The organism is Helicovermis profundi (genome assembly GCF_033097505.1).
GTDB lineage: Bacteria > Bacillota > Clostridia > Peptostreptococcales > Acidaminobacteraceae > Helicovermis > Helicovermis profundi.
The window spans coordinates 343,460-362,445 of record NZ_AP028654.1 but is presented as its reverse complement, the minus strand read 5'-3'; the positions used below and the strand labels follow the sequence as shown (position 1 = coordinate 362,445).

Here is an 18,986-nt window from a genome sequence, read left to right as displayed (position 1 = left end):
TCCTCCTTTATTTCCCTTTAGAATGTTTTATGTGATTAACTGCCATTTCAAAAATACCACTAATATGATAATCGTCTAAAGAATAATATACTGACTTACCTTCTTTTCTATATTTTACTAACTTTGAGGACTTTAATACTCTAAGTTGATGTGAAATGGCTGATTGTGTCATATCAAGTACAGCCGATATATCACAAACACACATTTCAGATTGAAATAATGCATGAATAATCTTTACTCTTGTCGGATCACTAAAGACTTTAAAAAACTCTGCAAGGTTAATTGCTTCATCCTCTTTTGGCATATGTTTTACAACTTTTTCTATAATATCTTTGTGAATGATATTTGATTTACAAACTTCAATTCCTGTATTTTTCATAAATTTCTCCTTTGTAATCTTCTTGTTTTATATTTTGTTACATATGAACATGTGTTCATCTATAGATTACTTTACTTTTATTATATTGTCAAGCTAAAAAAATATAATTTGCGAACTTTAAGATTCTCTGTACTTTGCTTAATAGAATCCAAAACGTTTAAACTATACTCCTCTGGTAAAATTGTATTGCAATAATAAAGCATATGTGTTATTATCGGCATACGCCATTTATATAAATTATTGGAGGTACTATGAAGAAAAAACAATATAAAAAAATATTCTTAAAAACTAGTAAAGCTCTTGTAAAAAACATTCCAACTATGCTTAGTATTATGTTTCTAATAGGTATTATGAAAACATTTATATCTTTTGAAGCTCTTGCTAAATTGTTTACTGGGAATTATTTTATAGATACTATTTACGGATCTCTTTTAGGAAGTGTATTAGCAGGAAACGCAATAAATAGTTATGTGATAGGAAAAGAAATGCTCCTAGCAAATATATCACTTTTTGCTATTACTGCTTTTATCGTTTCATGGGTGACTGTAGGTATAGTTCAGCTGCCACTTGAAAGTGAAATTTTTGGGAAAAGATTTACTTATACTAGAAATATTCTAAGTACTCTTTTATCTATAATAATTGCAATATTAACCGTTTTAACTTTGGGGGTGATTGGCTAATGGATAAAAAAAATGAAATTAAAAAAGAAAATAATATGAAATTAAATAAGCAAATGAACTCTAAAAAAAATATGAAAAATAAAAAATCTAGTAAGATAAAATGGATAATGCTATCATTAGTTAGTATTTTATACATCACATTATTCTTTTTCAATAAATCGAAAACTATAGAGGCATTTAACTATTCTATTAATTTGTTTTTATCCATAATTCCTGTTCTTTTTATTGTTCTTATTATTATGTTTTTATTCAATTTAATTAACGAAGAAAAATTTAAAAAAATGGTTGAAAATAGCTCTAGACATACTCAGTATATTGTTATGACAATTCTTGGAACATTAAGTCATGGTCCTATTTATGCTTGGTATCCTCTTATGAAAGACTTAAAAAATAAAGGTATTACCGACGGATCTATTTCATCTTTTTTATATTCAAGAGGTATTAAATTAACGTTTTTACCTGCACTAGTTATTTATTTTGGATTAAAATATACTATTATTCTTACAAGTTATATGTTTTTATTTTCTTATCTACTAGGAGTAGTTATAGATTTTATTAACCCTAAAAAAGCTGTTAAATAAATGAATTTCTTGGATTCAGGGGGAGTTTTTACCCCCACTGAATCTTAGAAAACATAATCCAGGGCCTTTTTAGAGTTCTTTGTCCCCCACTTTTTTTAAGAAGTGGGGGACAAAGAACTCTAAGGCATCGGATAAAAAAATCCAATTAGAAATTATTTCTAATTGGATTTTTTTCGTATACTATTACTTTTCTTTATATATAAGCACTCCATCTTCTATTTCATTTGCTGGAGAAAGAATCACTAAATCATCTATAGCTACACCTGAAATAATTTCATAGTAATCATTTCCTTCAAGTCCAATTTTTACTTCATTTAACACAGCTTTATTATTTTTAGAAATGAAAACATATTTTTTGTTATTTTTTTCAAATACTGCTCTATCAGGTAGTCTAACAACATTTGTAAGTTCATTTGTTATAAATTCAACATCAATATCATATCCAATAGTAAATTCATTTATTTCGGGAAATGTTACTTCTACTTTCACTCTTTTTTGTTCTATTCCTAAATCAGATACTTTTGTAAAAGCACTTGGATAAACCTTAGTTACTTTTCCCTCATATTTAAATTTATTACTATCATCTGTAACAAATACTTTTGTTCCTCTTTTAATATTTCTACTTTCACTAGCTAGTATATCTACACTTGTTATTACTTCTCCGTTTGAATACTTAAGTATAGGTGAGCCAACATTCAAATATTCTCCAGAGCTCATGTACTTCTCAATTACAACAAAGTCTTCAGACGCTTTAATTTCACTATTATTTATAGAATTATTTAATATTTCTATTTCATACTGTATATTTTCAAGTTGCTTTAAATATCGTTCTTGTACATTTTTTGATATACCTTTTCTAAGCAGTTTTAATTCTTCCGTAGCTGAATTTAAATTATCACTACTTCTACTTAATGAACTCTTTGACAAATCAAGATCATTCTTACTTAATGCTCCAGTATTATAAAGCACTAAATTATTTTCATAAATTCTTTTCAAATCCAAATATGACGTTCTTGCGCTCTCTACATTAGTAAGAAGCTGATTCACCCTCTCTATATCTGCACCCTTTAGAGCTTCTTTATATTCATAATTCATCGCTTCTTTTGTAGCTTTCATGCCTTCAAGTTTAAGTAACAAGTCTTCAGTATCAAGTTTAATTAAAATTTGTCCTTTTTTTACCTTATCTCCGATTTCAAAATTCACTTCACTAATTTGACCACTCGCTTTTGAATATATAGTGTTGTTATTTTTAGTAATTATTGTTCCAGTTTCTTCAATCGATTTAATAACATCACCTTTCTCCGTAATTGCTAAATCTACGGAAATTCCTTTCTTCATTGATAGATAACCTACTGCACCCAAAATTAATATTATAACTATAGTCACTATTATTATCATTCTTTTTTTAGTAAACATATTATCCTCCTATACCGTTCTATTTTTTAAAGCTTCAATAAAATCTAATTTTTGTATTTTACCATAAGTCGCAAGCTGTGCAAGTACAATGAATATAATGGTTAATACTCCAGTAATTATATATTCATTCGGCGCGATATAAGATGACATTGTATATATATCCGTACTAAAAGATTCTGCTAAACCATATACGAAAAATTTAGATAAGGGAATACCAAGAGCAAGGCCAAAAATTGTCATATAGGCATTTTCTCTTAGTATAATACTAAAAATCTCATTTTTATGAAATCCCATTACTCTAAGTGAAGAAAACTCTAATTGTCTTTCATTTATGCTCATAATTGTTGAATTGTAAACAATAGCAAATCCTAGAATACCAGAAAATATTAGCATTATACCAATTGAAAATATCGAAAATTTCATATATTCCTTAAATCCACTTGATATATCACTTAAAGATTGAATCGAAGTTATATTGTTTAAGTTTTTTAATTTACCTTTAACATTATCATCAGAATTAAGCATTATGCTCGTCATCATACCTCTATCAACGAATAAATCTTGCATATTTTCAATATTCATATATGCATTAATTCCAAGCCACTGCTCTATAATATCCTTAACTAAAACCTTTTTATCCTCTCTTCCTGGAACAAAAGTTTTTATTTTAATATAGTCACCTTTTTTTACCCCAAGTGATTTTGCAAGATTCTGTGATAATAAAATTCCAGTTTTAGGGACGCTTATTTTATCTCCTCTTGTATTCTTAAATCCATATAAATTTGTATTAGTCCTAACTCCTACAAGCACTACAGTTTTATCTTTCCATCCATTTACTATCTCAAAAGGATATTCTAATTTCGGCTCAATTTCCTTTGTATTAATTAATTCTTTTATCCCAATTATATTATTTTCATTTATTGGACTTCTAAAATTTATACTATACTCAGCCTTTTGAAATTCTCCGTACTGCGTTGTAAACATACTAGAAAATTGTTCAGTCATTGTTAAGGGAAGCATTGTCATTCCGTAAGTTAGAGAAATTCCAATCGCTATAAATAAAAATCTCTTTTTAGATCTAAATATATTTCTTATCACTATCTTCTGAGTAAATGATACTCTTTTCCAAATAGCATTTATTCTTTCTATTAAAATTCTTTTACCTGTCTTAGGCGCTTCAGGCCTCATAGATTCTGCAGGATGAATTCCTATTACTTTTCTTGCTCCAAATAATCCGGAAATTATACAAAAAGTAATTGAAAGAAGTATCCCAAGAATTATATATTTGGGATAAATTTTAGCTTTTAATATTGGTATATTAAAAAAATACGTTGTATACATTTTCGCCATAAATCCAGAAAATATTGTACCACCAATCATACCAATAGAAGCACCAAAGAGTCCTATTATAACTGAAAGCTTTGTATAGTGAATTAATATTTGTGCATTAGAATATCCCATAGCTTTTAGAACTCCAATTGAAACTCTATTTGAAGAAACAAGTCTAGATATCATTACTGATATAATAACAGCAGCTACACCAAGAAAAATTAGAGGAATCGCTTTCGAACTTTTTTCTCCACCTTTTATCTCTTCACCTACCATACTATTACTAAGTTGCTCTTTTCTTTCATATACTCTTTTCACTCCAAATTTATCAAGTTTATCTTCTAGTTCTTTTTTAATTCTTGGAATATCTTCTTTATTTTTAACTTTTATTAATAACTCATTACTATTTCCTTGCATGCCAAAACTATCTTCAGCTAATTTATTTGAAATAAAAACAACACCAAATTTTTTTAAGTCTGGAATTAAAGTCTGAGCATTTTCTATTAAATAAATATATTCCGGACTTGCTGTAATTCCAGCTACTTTAAGTTCTTTTACTTTTCCGTTTAATTTAGCCTTTATAATACTGTTTAAATTTATTCCCCTAGCTTCAGCAAACATTTGAATTACAAGTGCATCATTTTTTTCATCCTTAATTAAATCACCTTTAACTTTATAGAGCTTATTTACTTGATTATTATCTGGATTTACAGATATCATTCTTACATGAACCTTCTCATCTTTTTCTTTTACAACTAATGGTACATCATATACAATTCGTCCACTTATTTCAGATATTCCATCTATTTTCTTTAATTTTGTTATTTCTTTATTTGGTATTTTTACAAGTTCTACAAATAAATCAGCAAAATTTGTTTCATCATAGTAATAGTTCACAGTTGTTTTTAAATTTGTCATTGCCATGGAAAATCCAACATATGAAAATAATCCTATAATCACAATAAGAGAGACTGCGATGAATTGTCCTTTATGATTTTTTAGCATTCTAAAAAGTCTTAAATCTAATTTATTCATTACCACTCAATCCCTTCAGGAGAAACCGGCTTATCATTAATATAATTATCAATAATTATTCCACTTCTCATTTTAATTACACGATTAGCCATTTTTGCTATCCCAGAGTTATGGGTTATAACCATAACTGTTTTATTGTATTTTTTATTAACATCTGAAAGTAAACTAAGTATAGAAATTCCAGTATTAAAGTCAAGAGCCCCAGTTGGTTCATCGCAAAGTAGCAACTTAGGATTTTTTGCTACAGCTCTTGCAATTGCAACCCTTTGTTGCTCTCCGCCACTCATTTGAGACGGAAAATGATCAATTCTATCCAATAAATTCACACTTTTCATAACATCATTTATTGGGAGTGGATTCTTACAAATTTCAGTAGCTAATTCAACATTTTCTTTTGCAGTTAAGTTTGCCATTAAATTATAGAATTGAAATACAAAACCTACTTCATCACGTCTATATGATGTAAGTTTTTTTTCTGATAATTTTGTAACATTTTTATGGGAAAGCATGATGCTCCCTTCACTAGGACTGTCCATTCCACCAATGAGGTTTAGTAAAGTGCTTTTGCCTGATCCACTTGGACCTAATATAACTACAAATTCGCCCTCTTCAATTTCAAACGACGCTCCTTTTAGCGCCTCAACTACAACGTCACCCATTTTATATTCTTTTTTTAAATTATTTACTCTAATAAAACTTTTCTTATCCATATATGCACCATGCCTTTTTTATTTTGCTACATATTCATTTAAAACCATTCTAATTTTCTTTTCTAAATCAATCATTGTTTCATCAAAATTTTTTACATTATACATAAACATTGCAAAATTTATACCTACAATAGAGTAAATCGTTTCTGCCATTAAATATGCATCAAAATTTGATTTTAATTTTCCTTTTTCTTGTGAAAATTTAATTAATTTTTCAATCTCATAAATATATTTGAAATCCAGTTTTATAAGTTCCGATAAAATTTTAGTTTTTCCATCATCATTTAACATAATTTGAAAAAGTTTCTTTATAATTACTTTTGGAATTTTACTTATTTTTAAAAATATTTTAAAATTATATTTTACTATTAAATCAACCGCTTCATTATTTTCATTTGGCTTATTCAATAATTCCTTATTAATATTAATATCCGAATAGTCTATATCAAACATCGTCTTCATAGTTGAAACAAAAATATCATCTTTAGATTTAAAATAATTATAAATTGTTCCAACACCAATATCTGCCCTATTTGCAATTTCGCTCACCGTTATTTTTTCATAATCATCTTCAAAAAAAACAACTTCAGCAGCTTTAATTATTTTATCTTTTATCTCTCGCTTCTTTTTCTCACGTCTTCCCGTCATATTATCACCCTTTTTACAATATTCGTCACAATTAATAATTATAAACACCTCAAAAAAATAAAGATGATTATGAACACATTCATTTATGAATGCATTCACTTTTCATCTTTATATTATTCTTTATTTATAAATTTGTCAAATATTTAATTAATAATTCATGGCGCCTTACGTCTGTTTCTGACGTGAAGCATTTCTTCCTTAACTTTGACCTTACATGGTAAAAAAAATCAATGAAAAAAAAGTGCCTTACACCTAGGTTTGGTGTGAAGCGTTTTTTCAGTCCCTTTTACTTACAATTGGTTTATAAGGTAAAAAAAAATCATTGAAGAATAGCGCCTTACGTCTGTTTCTGACGTGAAGCATTTCTTCCTTAACTTTGACCTTACATGGTAAAAAAAATCAATGAAAAAAAAGCGCCTTACACCTGATTTTGGTGTGAAGCGTTTTTTCATTGATTTTTTTTCTTACATCATCCCTGGCATTCCACCCATCGCTGGCATTTCAGGAGTATCCTTCGCTATTTCAACAACAGCCGCTTCTGTAGTTAAGAACATTGCTGATATAGATGCTGCATTTTGTAGAGCTGATCTTGTAACTTTTGTAGGATCAACAATTCCTGCTTTAACCATATTTACATATTTATCTTCTAGAGCATCATATCCTATTCCTATTTCAGAAGTTTTAATTTTTTCTACTACAATAGAACCTTCTATTCCAGCGTTAAACGAAATCTGTCTAATAGGCTCTTCAAGAGCTCTTTTTATAATTTTTGCACCTGTTTTTTCATCTCCACTTAGTTTCTCAATAAGCTTTTCAATTTTTGGAATTGTTATAATGAATGCTGTTCCACCACCTGCAATAATACCTTCTTCTACTGCGGCTCTTGTAGCATTAAGCGCATCTTCAATTCTAAGTTTTTTATCTTTCATTTCAACTTCAGTAGCTGCTCCAACTCTAATTACAGCTACTCCACCTGAAAGTTTTGCTAATCTTTCTTGAAGTTTTTCTTTATCAAATTCTGATGTACTTTCTTCTATAAGAGTTCTTATCTGAGCAACCCTATCTTTAATATCAACTGAATTTCCTAATCCATCAATTATTGTAGTATTTTCCTTGCTAATTTTAACCGATTTTGCTTGCCCTAGCATATCAAGAGTTACTGTTTTTAATTCATAACCTAGTTCATCAGAAATAACAGTACCATTCGTTACAATAGCTATATCTTTAAGCATAGCTTTTCTCCTGTCGCCAAAGCCTGGTGCTTTAACGGCTACGCAATCAAAAGTTCCTCTTAATTTATTAACTACAATTGTTGTTAGAGCTTCTCCATCCACATCTTCAGCAATAATAAGTAGTTTTTTACCTTGCTTAACTATTTGCTCTAGTATAGGAAGTATATCTTGAATATTAGTTATTTTTTTATCTGTAATTAATATATAGGGACTATCAAGTGACGCTTCCATTTTATCAGTATCTGTAACCATATACGGTGATAAATAGCCTCTGTCAAATTGCATTCCTTCAACAACTTCAAGCTCTGTATCCATTGTTTTAGATTCTTCAACAGTTATTACCCCGTCTTTACCCACTTTTTCCATTGCTTCAGATATTAAAGTTCCTATTGTTTTATCTCCCGCTGAAATTGAGGCAACATCTGCAATTTCATCTTTTGTCTCAATCATTGTACTTAAATTTTTAATATTTTTTACTGCAATATCTACAGCTTTTTCAATACCATGTTTTAATATCATAGGATTTGCACCAGCTGCAATATTCTTTAATCCTTCTCTTATTATAGCTTGTGCAAGAATTGTAGCCGTTGTTGTTCCGTCACCCGCAACATCATTAGTTTTAGTAGCAACTTCTTTAACTAATTGAGCTCCCATATTTTCGAATTTATCTTCAAGTTCTATTTCTCTAGCTATTGTTACTCCATCATTTGTTATAAGAGGTGACCCAAATTGCTTATCTAATATAACATTTCGTCCCTTTGGCCCAAGAGTAACTTTAACCGTATTAGCTAATTTATCTACACCTGCTTCTAATTTTTTTCTTGCATCTTCTCCGTACAATATATCTTTTGCCATATTTACCTCCAAAATTCTATTATTAATTCAACTTTAAATTTTTATCCGATGCCTTAGAGTTCTAACACTTCTTCTGAATCCAAGAAATTCATTTATATATTATATTTGCTAATCCACTATTGCAAGTAGTTTTGACTGCTCGATAATTATTAATTCCACGCCGTCAATTTTAACTTCTGTACCTGAATAATTTGGAAAAATAACTTTATCTCCAATTTTAACTTCCATTTTAACTACTTTTCCATCTTCTAATAATCCAGGTCCAACTGCAAGTACTTCTGCAATTTGTGGTTTCTCTTTTGCTTGACTTGGAAGAAGAATACCACTTTCTGTTTTTTCTTTTGCTTCAAGTTTTTTTATTACTACTCTTTCTCCTAATGGTTTAATATTCATACTATTCCTCCTAAAAATTTATTTTTTTATCCTATACCCTAGCTTTCTATTATTCCATTCAAATTCAAGAAATTAATTTCTCTATCAACTATATAATAAAGCAAATTAATAATTTTTTCAACATTTTTTTAGCACTCGTTTAAAAAGAGTGCTAAAAGTCAACTTATTCTATTTTACTTGCATAAAAAAAAGCTGTACCACAGCTTTTTTTATGCCTCAAAAATTTCGTTTGTCCATTTTAAAGCCTCAAAATATATGTCTGGAATTTGATGAACGTCAATACCCAATTTACTAGTATATTCTTGCATTTTATCCCAATCTCCCACTTCATATGCCAAAATAACTTTAAATAACTTTCTAAGCTCATTATCATATCCTAAAAGAGCTTCAATTATACCCGTTTCAAAAGGCATTTCACTTAGTATATCAAATAAAGTTCTATCCATAAGCGTATCTATCATAGAAAAAATGCCAATAATAAACATCTCATCTTTACGGCTATTCATTTTGCAAAGCCTAGCAAGTCCTTCGCCCATTTTCCCTCTAATTAGTGAAACACGCATAATTTCATCTGGCTTATCTTTACCTAAATCTCTCATCATAATTATAGAAATCCATTTTCTAATTTCTTTAAATCCTAGCATAACAAGAGCTCTACTAATTGAAGTTACTTTTTTTGACGTATAAAATGCTGGTGAATTTATAAGTTTTAATAGTTTATATGTTAAGGCAATATCACTTTCTATAATATTTGATATTAAATCATATTCAGGCTCATCTTTTATAACTTCTTTTAATATTTGGCTATAGCTTGTAGAAATAGTTTTTATGTCATTTGAAGTAATAATAGTAGGTTTAGAAAAGAAATATCCTTGAAAATATGAATATCCCATCTCTTTTGCTTCATTAAATTCTTCAATAGTCTCAACCTTTTCAGCTAAAAATTTAATATTGTATTTTTTATATCTATTTATTATTTCTCTTCTTTCTTTTTTGCTCGTAAGAATAAAATCTATCTTTATTATATCAGCAAGTTTTATTAATTCTAAGTAATCATATTCTAAAACAAAATCATCAAGAGCAATCAAATAGCCCTTATCTTTCATATTTTTAACTGCAGAAATTATTGACTCATCCGGAATTACATCTTCAAGTATTTCAACAACAACAATTTCATTTGAAAATAAGGTTGGTATTTCATCAATTAATAATTTTTTAGTAAAATTAATAAATGCTCTTTTTCCATAGGTCATATTCTCGATTCCAACTAATAAAATAGAATTAGTAATAACGCTTGAAGTAGCATTATCTCCATCAAGTGATTCAATATTACTTCTATTTTCTTCGCTATTCCTATACAAAAGTTCATATGCATAAACATCTTGTTTACTATCAAAAATTGGTTGTCTTGCAACAAAAATCTTCATTATAATTCCCCCAAATCTATTCTATATTATGATACCCAAAACAAATAAAAAAAAACTATATTTTATTTTCTCTAGCATAATAAAATAGATATTGCTGTGCATATCCCGCTAATTCACCAAAATAATCTTTTGAATATTTTTCAATTTCTTTAAAGGTAGTATCTTCTCCCAAATAAAAATGTTCCATAACTTTTTTAACCCATGTATCAATTGGAAAAGAATTTCTCTTATTAAATGAAAAAAGCATAACACAATCAGCAACTTTTGGACCAACGCCACTAAGTTTTGTTAATTCTTTTTTTAATTCGTCTTTTGGTAAATTTTTAATTTCTTCAAGTGTAATTATTTTTTCCACTAGCATTTTTGAAGTTTTGCTTATATATTTATCTCTAAACCCAACTCCAGAAACTCTAAGATTTTCTATATCTTGATTTGCTAAAACTTCTAAATCAGGAAACTGATAATAATCTCGACCTTTGTACTTTCCTATGTAAATTCCAAATTTTTCACTTAAATTTTCAATTGCTCTTTTGATCATTGGTATTCTATTGTTTGCAGAAATAATAAAACTTATAATCATTTCTATTTTATCTTGATTAAGAATTCTTATACCATAGCCAAATTCAATCGCTTTTTTCAAATTATTATCAATCTTCTCTAGATTTTTTTTTATAACACCATAATCTGTTTTCAAGTCAAAATAATCTATTAATAAATTCTCAAAATCATCTAAAGTAATATTTCTAAAAATCACTTTATTACCCTTCTCGTAGACATTAATAATTTTATTTTTTATTATAAATGTATAACTTTCATCTTCTTCTAATTTCCACCTAAAGGCTTGTCCACACTCAAATATATGCTTTAAATTAAAGTTTTTTAAATTTTCTACAATTACTTCTTTATCCAAATAATAATATTTCATAAATACCTCTCAATAATTAATAAATATAACAAAAACAACTAATATTCAGTTAATTATATCATAATTAACTAAATATTAGTTTAGATTTGTAATCATTATAATATTAAGTAAATGTAAAATTATTCAACATTTATAGTAGTAAATTCAAATTTATTAACATCAAACAAGCCTTCATCAGTAAGCTTCAATTCTGGTATTACAGGAAGCGCTAAAAATGCTAATGTCATAAATGGATCAAAATTTTTACTTACATTCAATTCTCTATATGCAAATTCAAGCATATCATTAAGTTTTTTGTTTACTATTTCGATATTTTCTTCACTCATAATACCTCCAATTGCGAGTGGAAGAGAATATATAACTCTTCCGTTTTTTACAATAACGATTCCTCCACCAATTTTCTTTATTTCTTTTGTTGCTTCAACTATATTTATGTCACAGTCACCAATAACTATTAAATTATGAGAATCATGGGCTACAGTAGATGCTATTGCACCATCCATAAGACCAAACCCTTCTGCAAGCCCAAGTCCAATATTGCCTGTTGCATGATGCCTTTCAATTACTACTAGTTTTAATATATCTAATTTACTATGATATTTAAAAAATCCATTTTCAGTTACTACTTTTCTATATACACTCTCTGTTACTAAAGAATGTGGAATTAATTTTATCACTCTTGCTATTCCTGTATCTAATTTTATTTTAAGATCATTTTCTGTAACATCTATAAAATTCACGGTATCTGTAACTTTACTTGTATTTGTTTTTTCTACATTAAACAATGATTTTCCATCTTTAGCAACTAATTTTCCATCCTTAAACACTTTTTCAATTTTAAATGTATTCAGATTACTAAAAACTATCATATCTGCTTTATAACCTGGTGCAATTGCACCTCTATCATAAAGTCTATAACATTCTGCAGCGTTAAGTGAAGCCATTTTAATTGCAGAAATAAGGGGTATTCCACTGCGAAATGCTAATCTTACATTGTTATCAATATGACCGTCTTTTAATATATCATCAGGGTGCCTGTCATCTGTACAAAACATTACTCTTCTAAGATTCTCTTTATTAACACCTTTTACTAAAGCTTCTAGATTCCTGGCAGCTGAACCTTCTCTTATTAGTACATACATTCCTAGTCTAAGTCTTTCAATCATTTCTTCTACTGTTTCACATTCGTGTTCAGTTTTTACTCCGGCAGAAACATATGCATTTAAATCTTTTTCAGTAAGAATCGGACCATGTCCATCAATTATTTTACCTCTATTTCTAGCTAAATTGATTTTATCTACTACATTTTTTTCTGCACTTGTAACTGCAGGATAATCCATTAATTCACCTAAACCAAGAACTCGTTTATCATCAATTAATTTTTCTAAATCATCTGCTAATAGAACAGCTCCAGAATTTTCAAACGACGTAGCTGGAACACATGAAGGAAGCATTATATAAACATCAAGAGGCAAGTTTTTACTATCATCAAGCATATATTTTATTCCGTCTAGCCCACATACATTTCCAATTTCATGGGGATCTGCAATTATAGTTGTAGTCCCTCTTGGAATAATCGTTTTTGCAAATTGACTTGGTGTTACCATGGAAGATTCAATGTGAACATGAGCATCTATAAGACCTGGAGCTAAGTATTTTCCTTTTAAATCTATCTCTTCTATACCAGTATACTCACCTATTCCAACAATTTTCCCACTGGAAATTGCAACATCTCCATCTATTATTTCTTCTGTAAATACATTTATTATTTTTGCATTTTTTATTACTAAATCAGCTTTATTTCTTCCAGATGCTATATCAATTATTTTCTTTATTTCATTTTTCATAGTTTTTTCCTCCTATTATATATATACTTAATTTTAATAAATCGTAAACATTTACTTTAAATATTTTAATTGTTTAAGTTGGCAAAGTTAAGAGTAATGATTTTTAAATACATAAAGAAATATACACCTTCTTATTTTTTTGCTTATAACATAAAAAACTTCTGATTACAAAGAATGCATAAGACAGCACTCTTCGTAATCAGAAGTTTTTGGTTTCTGGTAGAGACCTCCAAACCATATTATTGGAGTTATACGAAAATCTTAATTTCTATTTAGTTATTATTATTATTTTTTTCAGCATCTTTAATGGCTTTTAGCACTATATCCGGTGTAGCTGGTATTATATAAATTCTAACTCCAATCGCATCGTATATTGCATTTAAAATAGCAGGAGCAACAGGTACCATTACAGGCTCACCTATTCCTTTTGCACCGTAAGGAGCAGTGTTTTCAGGATCTTCAATTAAGTAACTATTTATTTTTGGTATATCCATTGATGTAGGTATAATATATTTAGCAAATTTATTATTTTTGATTGCACCTTTTTTTACATTTAAGTCTTCATAAAGGGTGTAACCAAGACCCATTACATAACCACCTTCAATTTGACCTTCACAAAGCTTTGGATTAATAGCTCTTCCAACGTCTTGTGCACACCATGCTTCTTTAACTTCTACTCGTCCTGTACTTGTATCTACTTCTACTTCAGTTGTAAATGCATTAAAAGTATAAGGCCAGTAAGGTGCACCTTCACCTGTTTCCGGATTCATTTGGCAAGTTTGAGCAGTAAATGTTTCTCTAGCAGACAGAATTTCATTTTTCTCATTCATATATTCAGCAATTTCCTTAAAAGAAACTTTTTTAGAAGGAAGCATTTTAAGTGAAACGACCCCTTCTTCTATAAAAAATCCGACAGTTGAATTTAATCCCAAAATATCTCTTGCAACTTCAAATATTCTTTTTACAAAAGATTCTGATGCGAGTTTTACAGCATTTCCTGTATTGTAAGTTTGTCTAGTTGCAGCAGCCGTTCCTGAGTCTTCAAATGTACTTGTATCAAAACTTATCATATTCACATTAAGAGGGTTAACACCAACAACTTCAGCGCAGAGCTGAGGCATAATAGTTCTGGCACCTTGACCGACCTCTGCAGCACCTACTCTAAGATTAATATTTCCATCATCTCTAAGTTCCACAGTTGCAACTGATACGTCAGGAAATCCATTACCATAACCAGTTCCATACCAACTTATAGCAAGACCTCTTCCTTTCTTAATAGAAGAATTTTCATCTTTCACAAATTCTTTTTTACTCATTTCTTCTTCAACTTTATCTAAACACTCGTCAAGCGGAACACTTTCCACAAGAACTTGTCCATTAGCAGTAATTGATTCATTTCTATACATGTTTCTTCTTCTTATTTCCTCTGGTGATAAGCCTAATTTTTCAGCTAGGATATCCATTTGCTGTTCATATGCTACTGGAACTTGTGTAGCTCCAAAACCTCTCATCGCACCAGAAAACGGATTATTTGTATATACAGCGTAACTATCCACTTTAACATTTGGAATAAAATACGGTCCAGTTACATGAATCCCTGCTTTTCTCATAACATTGATTGCCCAAGAAGCATATGCACCAGTATCTCCAACAATTTCAGCTTCGAAGGCAAGTAGTTTCCCGTTTTTATCTACACCCGATTTCACTTTCATTGTTATTGGGTGACGCTTTGAATGAGCATAAAACGATTCTTCTCTAGTAAATGTTGCTTTTACAGGTCTTTTAAGTTTAAGTGTAGCTAAAGCAAGATGTATTTGTAAAGTAATATCTTCCCTGCCACCAAAAGCACCACCAACAACTGGATTAATTATTTTAATTTTTTCTTCTTCAATACCAATAGCATCTGACACCTCTAATCTATCAAAATGAGGGTACTGAGAAGATGCTATTACAACCAGTGTTCCGTCTTCTTCTAAATATGATAACCCAGACTCCACTTGAAGAAATACATGATCAGCAAAATTTGTTTTATATTCATTTTCGACCACAATAAAAGATTCTTCAAAACCTTTTTTTATATCACCTCTATTACATTTATAATGATATATTAAATTATCTTTATCATCATGAACTCGAGGCGCATCTTTTTTCATCGCTTCATATGGATCAAAAACTGCTGGAAGCTCTTCATATTCAACTTTAATATATTTTGCAGCTTCTCTCGCAATTTCATCTGTAGACGCAACTATAAAAGCTAATGGATCTCCTATTCTTCTAACTTTTTTCGAACAAAATACTTCATGATCTTTAAATACAACTCCATGCGAATTATGGCTAAGTACGTCCTTAGCTACAAGAATTGTAAGCACACCTTCATATTTTTCAGCTTCACTTATATCCATTTTAAATTTTGCATGTGCTTTTGTAGACCTTAAAGTATATCCAAAAACCATATCTTCCATATATATATCTTGAGGATAAAGTGCTCTTCCTCTTAATTTATCTTTTGCGTCACGCCTAACTACGCTTTTTCCAATTGTTTTAAATTTATTCATCTTTAACACTTCCTTTACTCACTTCTTTTGCAGCGTCATCTATTGCTGTTAATATCTTAGTGTAACCAGTACATCTGCATAAGTTTCCTGAAACTGCTTCTTTAATTTCATTTTCAGAAGGACTAGGATTTTTATCTAATAACGCTTTTGAAGACATGACCATACCAGGAGTACAAAATCCACATTGAACAGATCCACTATTTAAAAATGCTGTCTGAATAGGATCTAAATTACCATCAATGTCTTCCATACCTTCGATTGTTAATATACTTTTTCCTTCACACTGTGCAGCTAAAACTAAACAAGAATCAACTGCTCTTCCGTCCATAATAACTGTGCAAGCACCGCACTCACCTTCACCGCATCCTTCTTTTGTACCAATAAGACCTAATTCTTCTCTAAGTAAATCAAGAAGTCTTAAATTATCATCAATTTCTATATCATAGTCTTTCTTATTAACATTAATTTTTAAATTATACATATTCACCTTTCCTTTAATTATTTATATAAAAACTACAAACACTTCTCAATTGCTTTTAAGAAAATACCCTTAACTGCTTCTTTTTTAAATTCACAAGTACTTCTTTCATGTAGACGATCATATACTATGCCCGAATACACATTAGCAGACTCTATCATTAAATTTTTATCTAATTTTTTTCCAACCATAAATTCTTCTAACTTTAATTCCCTCATTGGATATAAGCCCAATGAACCTGATGCAACTCTAATTTTTTCTATAATGTTATTTTCATCTTTTTCTAAATATAATGAAGTAGAAAGTCTTGCTATAGCAAGTGCATTTCTAAGTCCTAATTTTTCAAATTCTATATAATATTTTTCTTTAATTCTATCAATTGTTATAAAGGTAAGCACTTCATCTTCCTTGATATCAACTTTCCCTTTACCGATATAAATATCTCTTAAATTTAGTATACGTTTTCCATTACTACTTTCAAGCGTAACACACGCATTAAGAGCTAGTAATGGCGGAACGATATCAGCTGCTGGTGATCCATTAGCAATATTTCCTCCAATTGTTCCTAAATTTCTAATTTGAGGTGCGCCTACCGATTTAGCAGCTGCCCAAAGCCCTTTAAATTCATTTTTTATATCTATACATTCTTCAACTTCTGCAAATTTTACTGCGCTTCCTATAAGCAATTTATTGTCACTAAATTCAATTTTATTCATATCACTAACATCACTAATATCAACGATAACTGCTTTATCATTCTCTCCATCTCTAATTTTTACTGATAAATCTGTTCCACCAGCAATAATTTGGATTTCACCATTAAATTCTTCTAAAGCTTTTGTAACTTCATTAATCGTATGTGCTTTAATAAATTTTTTTATTTTCATATTATCCTTCCTTTATTTCTTTATATTAAACTAATTTTCTTAAATTTAACTCTAATTTTAAAAATAGTAGAATCAAATATAAAACAACTATCACTAATTTATATTACCAAATAATATACAAAAATAGAGTTCTCACCTAAAATAGATAAGAACTCTATAAAATTTACTTAAATATAATTTTTAATATAAATAATACTGCAACTATATAAGTAACTACAGAAACTTCTTTTCCTCTTCCACTTAAAGGCTTAAGAATAGCATATGAAACGATACCAGCTAAGATACCTTCTGCAATCGAGAAAGTAAGTGGCATCATAATAATTGTTAAAAATGCTGGAATAGCTTCAGTGAAGTCTTCAAAATCAATTTCTTTGATAGGCGACATCATAAATAATCCAACTAAAACAAGTGCAGGAGCAGTTGCTTGTGCTGGAATCATAATGAATAATGGTGAGAAGAAAAGTGCAATCGCAAACATACCTGCTGCAACTAAACCAGTTAATCCAGTTCTTCCACCTTCTGCAACACCAGCTGCTGATTCAACATAAGTTGTAACAGTTGATGTACCAAGGCATGCACCTACTGTAGTACCTACAGCATCTGCGAAAAGAGCCATTTTAATTCCTGGAAGTTTTCCGTTTTCATCTAACATTTTAGCTTTTGTAGATACTCCGATAAGAGTTCCAATTGTATCAAACATATCAACAAATAAGAATGTAAATAATACTATAAACATATCAAATGTAAATACCTTATCAAATTCAAATGCAAACATTACTGGAGCTGGTGGTGCACTCGCAATAGCGCTTGGTGCATGAGTTACTCCAAAGAAGAATCCAATTATTGTAGTAACTACGATACCAATAAATAATGAACCTTTAACTTTTTTAGCTAATAAAACACCTGTAATAAATAGACCAATTAAAGTAAGTAAAGGTCCAGCAGTTGTTAAGTCACCTAATTGTACAAATGTAGCAGGATTAGCTGTAATAATACCAGCTTCTTTTAATCCAATAAATGCAATAAAAAGTCCAATACCTACTGAAACTGCTTTCTTAATATTTTCTGGAATACTATCAACGATAGCTTCACGAATATTAAAGAAAGTTAAAATTAAGAAAATAATACCTTCTAAAAATACTGCTGTTAAAGCAAACTGCCAAGAATAACCCATTCCAAGTACTACTGAATACGCGAAGAATGCATTAAGACCCATTCCTGGAGCAAGTACAAAAGGTAAGTTAGCAAAAAATGCCATAACTAGTGTTGCGATAACTGCCGAAAGCGCTGTAGCAGTAAATACTGCTCCAAAATTCATACCAGCATCAGCCAAAGTAAGTGGGTTTACAATCAAAATATATGCCATTGTCATAAATGTTGTAAAACCAGCAATAACTTCAGTACTAACATTTGTTCCGTGTTCTTTTAATTTAAAGAACTTTTCAAAAAAACCATTGTCACTTGTCATACTTTTACCCCCATTTTTTTAGTTTTTCTTAAAAAAATAATTTTAAGAACCCCCATTTTTTATTTTTACAACTTGTTACACTATTAACAATAATTATTCCGTAAAAAAAGATAACAAGTTGACAAAATCTTTATTATAAAC

Annotated in this window: 16 protein-coding genes and 1 riboswitch; of the genes, 2 read left to right on the top strand and 14 right to left on the bottom strand. The window is 29.3% G+C overall.

Features of this window, described 5'->3' with window-relative positions:
• Positions 1-7: 7 nt before the first annotated feature.
• The gene (locus tag AACH12_RS01540) at positions 8-379 is read right to left on the bottom strand and encodes an ArsR/SmtB family transcription factor (RefSeq protein ID WP_338536329.1); all 372 of its coding nucleotides are present in this window, start codon (positions 377-379) and stop codon (positions 8-10) included.
• Between the two features lie 251 nt (positions 380-630).
• Between AACH12_RS01540 and AACH12_RS01535 the strand changes: the two genes are divergently transcribed.
• Both AACH12_RS01535 and AACH12_RS01530 read left to right on the top strand, forming a co-directional pair.
• A complete protein-coding gene (locus AACH12_RS01535; protein WP_338536328.1) occupies positions 631-1,059 on the top strand; it encodes a hypothetical protein in 429 nt (142 codons plus the stop codon).
• Positions 1,059-1,640: a cation-translocating P-type ATPase gene (locus AACH12_RS01530; protein ID WP_338536327.1), complete on the top strand. Its 582-nt coding sequence runs from the start codon at positions 1,059-1,061 to the stop codon at positions 1,638-1,640. Before AACH12_RS01535 ends, AACH12_RS01530 begins: the two co-directional genes overlap by 1 nt.
• 183 nt (positions 1,641-1,823) lie before the next feature.
• Here AACH12_RS01530 and AACH12_RS01525 read toward each other — a convergent pair whose 3' ends face one another.
• The 13 genes from AACH12_RS01525 to AACH12_RS01465 all read right to left on the bottom strand — a co-directional run bounded on the left by AACH12_RS01525 (position 1,824) and on the right by AACH12_RS01465 (position 18,845).
• Positions 1,824-3,056, bottom strand: a complete 1,233-nt coding sequence (locus AACH12_RS01525; protein ID WP_338536326.1) for an efflux RND transporter periplasmic adaptor subunit — start codon at positions 3,054-3,056, stop codon at positions 1,824-1,826.
• 9 nt (positions 3,057-3,065) lie between these two features.
• Entirely contained in the window at positions 3,066-5,420 is a 2,355-nt protein-coding gene (locus AACH12_RS01520; RefSeq protein ID WP_338536325.1) for an ABC transporter permease, read from the bottom strand.
• Positions 5,420-6,130, bottom strand: coding sequence for an ABC transporter ATP-binding protein (locus AACH12_RS01515; protein ID WP_338536324.1), 711 nt, complete (start codon positions 6,128-6,130; stop codon positions 5,420-5,422). The genes AACH12_RS01520 and AACH12_RS01515 overlap by 1 nt, the downstream gene beginning before the upstream one ends.
• Before the next feature lie 18 nt (positions 6,131-6,148).
• Complete coding sequence (locus AACH12_RS01510) at positions 6,149-6,826, bottom strand: TetR/AcrR family transcriptional regulator (protein WP_338536323.1); 678 nt, start codon at positions 6,824-6,826, stop codon at positions 6,149-6,151.
• 416 nt (positions 6,827-7,242) lie between these two features.
• Positions 7,243-8,865: a chaperonin GroEL gene (gene groL, locus AACH12_RS01505; protein WP_338536322.1), complete on the bottom strand. Its 1,623-nt coding sequence runs from the start codon at positions 8,863-8,865 to the stop codon at positions 7,243-7,245.
• 108 nt (positions 8,866-8,973) lie between these two features.
• Positions 8,974-9,258, bottom strand: a complete 285-nt coding sequence (locus AACH12_RS01500; protein ID WP_338536321.1) for a co-chaperone GroES — start codon at positions 9,256-9,258, stop codon at positions 8,974-8,976.
• 209 nt (positions 9,259-9,467) lie between these two features.
• Positions 9,468-10,685 carry an EAL and HDOD domain-containing protein gene (locus AACH12_RS01495; protein WP_338536320.1) on the bottom strand — a complete coding sequence of 406 codons (1,218 nt, stop codon included), beginning with the start codon at positions 10,683-10,685 and terminating at the stop codon, positions 9,468-9,470.
• Positions 10,686-10,740: 55 nt separating this feature from the next.
• On the bottom strand, positions 10,741-11,610 hold the full coding sequence (locus tag AACH12_RS01490; RefSeq protein WP_338536319.1) for a DNA-3-methyladenine glycosylase family protein: 870 nt from the start codon (positions 11,608-11,610) through the stop codon (positions 10,741-10,743).
• Positions 11,611-11,729: 119 nt separating this feature from the next.
• On the bottom strand, positions 11,730-13,457 hold the full coding sequence (ade, locus tag AACH12_RS01485) for an adenine deaminase (protein ID WP_338536318.1): 1,728 nt from the start codon (positions 13,455-13,457) through the stop codon (positions 11,730-11,732).
• 176 nt (positions 13,458-13,633) lie between these two features.
• Positions 13,634-13,733, bottom strand: a riboswitch (purine riboswitch).
• Complete coding sequence (locus AACH12_RS01480) at positions 13,730-16,012, bottom strand: xanthine dehydrogenase family protein molybdopterin-binding subunit (RefSeq protein ID WP_338536317.1); 2,283 nt, start codon at positions 16,010-16,012, stop codon at positions 13,730-13,732. (Overlaps the previous riboswitch by 4 nt.)
• Positions 16,005-16,493, bottom strand: a complete 489-nt coding sequence (locus tag AACH12_RS01475; protein ID WP_338536316.1) for a (2Fe-2S)-binding protein — start codon at positions 16,491-16,493, stop codon at positions 16,005-16,007. The genes AACH12_RS01480 and AACH12_RS01475 overlap by 8 nt, the downstream gene beginning before the upstream one ends.
• 32 nt (positions 16,494-16,525) lie before the next feature.
• Complete coding sequence (locus AACH12_RS01470) at positions 16,526-17,377, bottom strand: FAD binding domain-containing protein (RefSeq protein WP_338536315.1); 852 nt, start codon at positions 17,375-17,377, stop codon at positions 16,526-16,528.
• A 163-nt stretch (positions 17,378-17,540) separates the two neighbouring features.
• Positions 17,541-18,845 carry an NCS2 family permease gene (locus tag AACH12_RS01465; protein WP_338536314.1) on the bottom strand — a complete coding sequence of 435 codons (1,305 nt, stop codon included), beginning with the start codon at positions 18,843-18,845 and terminating at the stop codon, positions 17,541-17,543.
• Between the last annotated feature and the right edge of the window lie 141 nt (positions 18,846-18,986).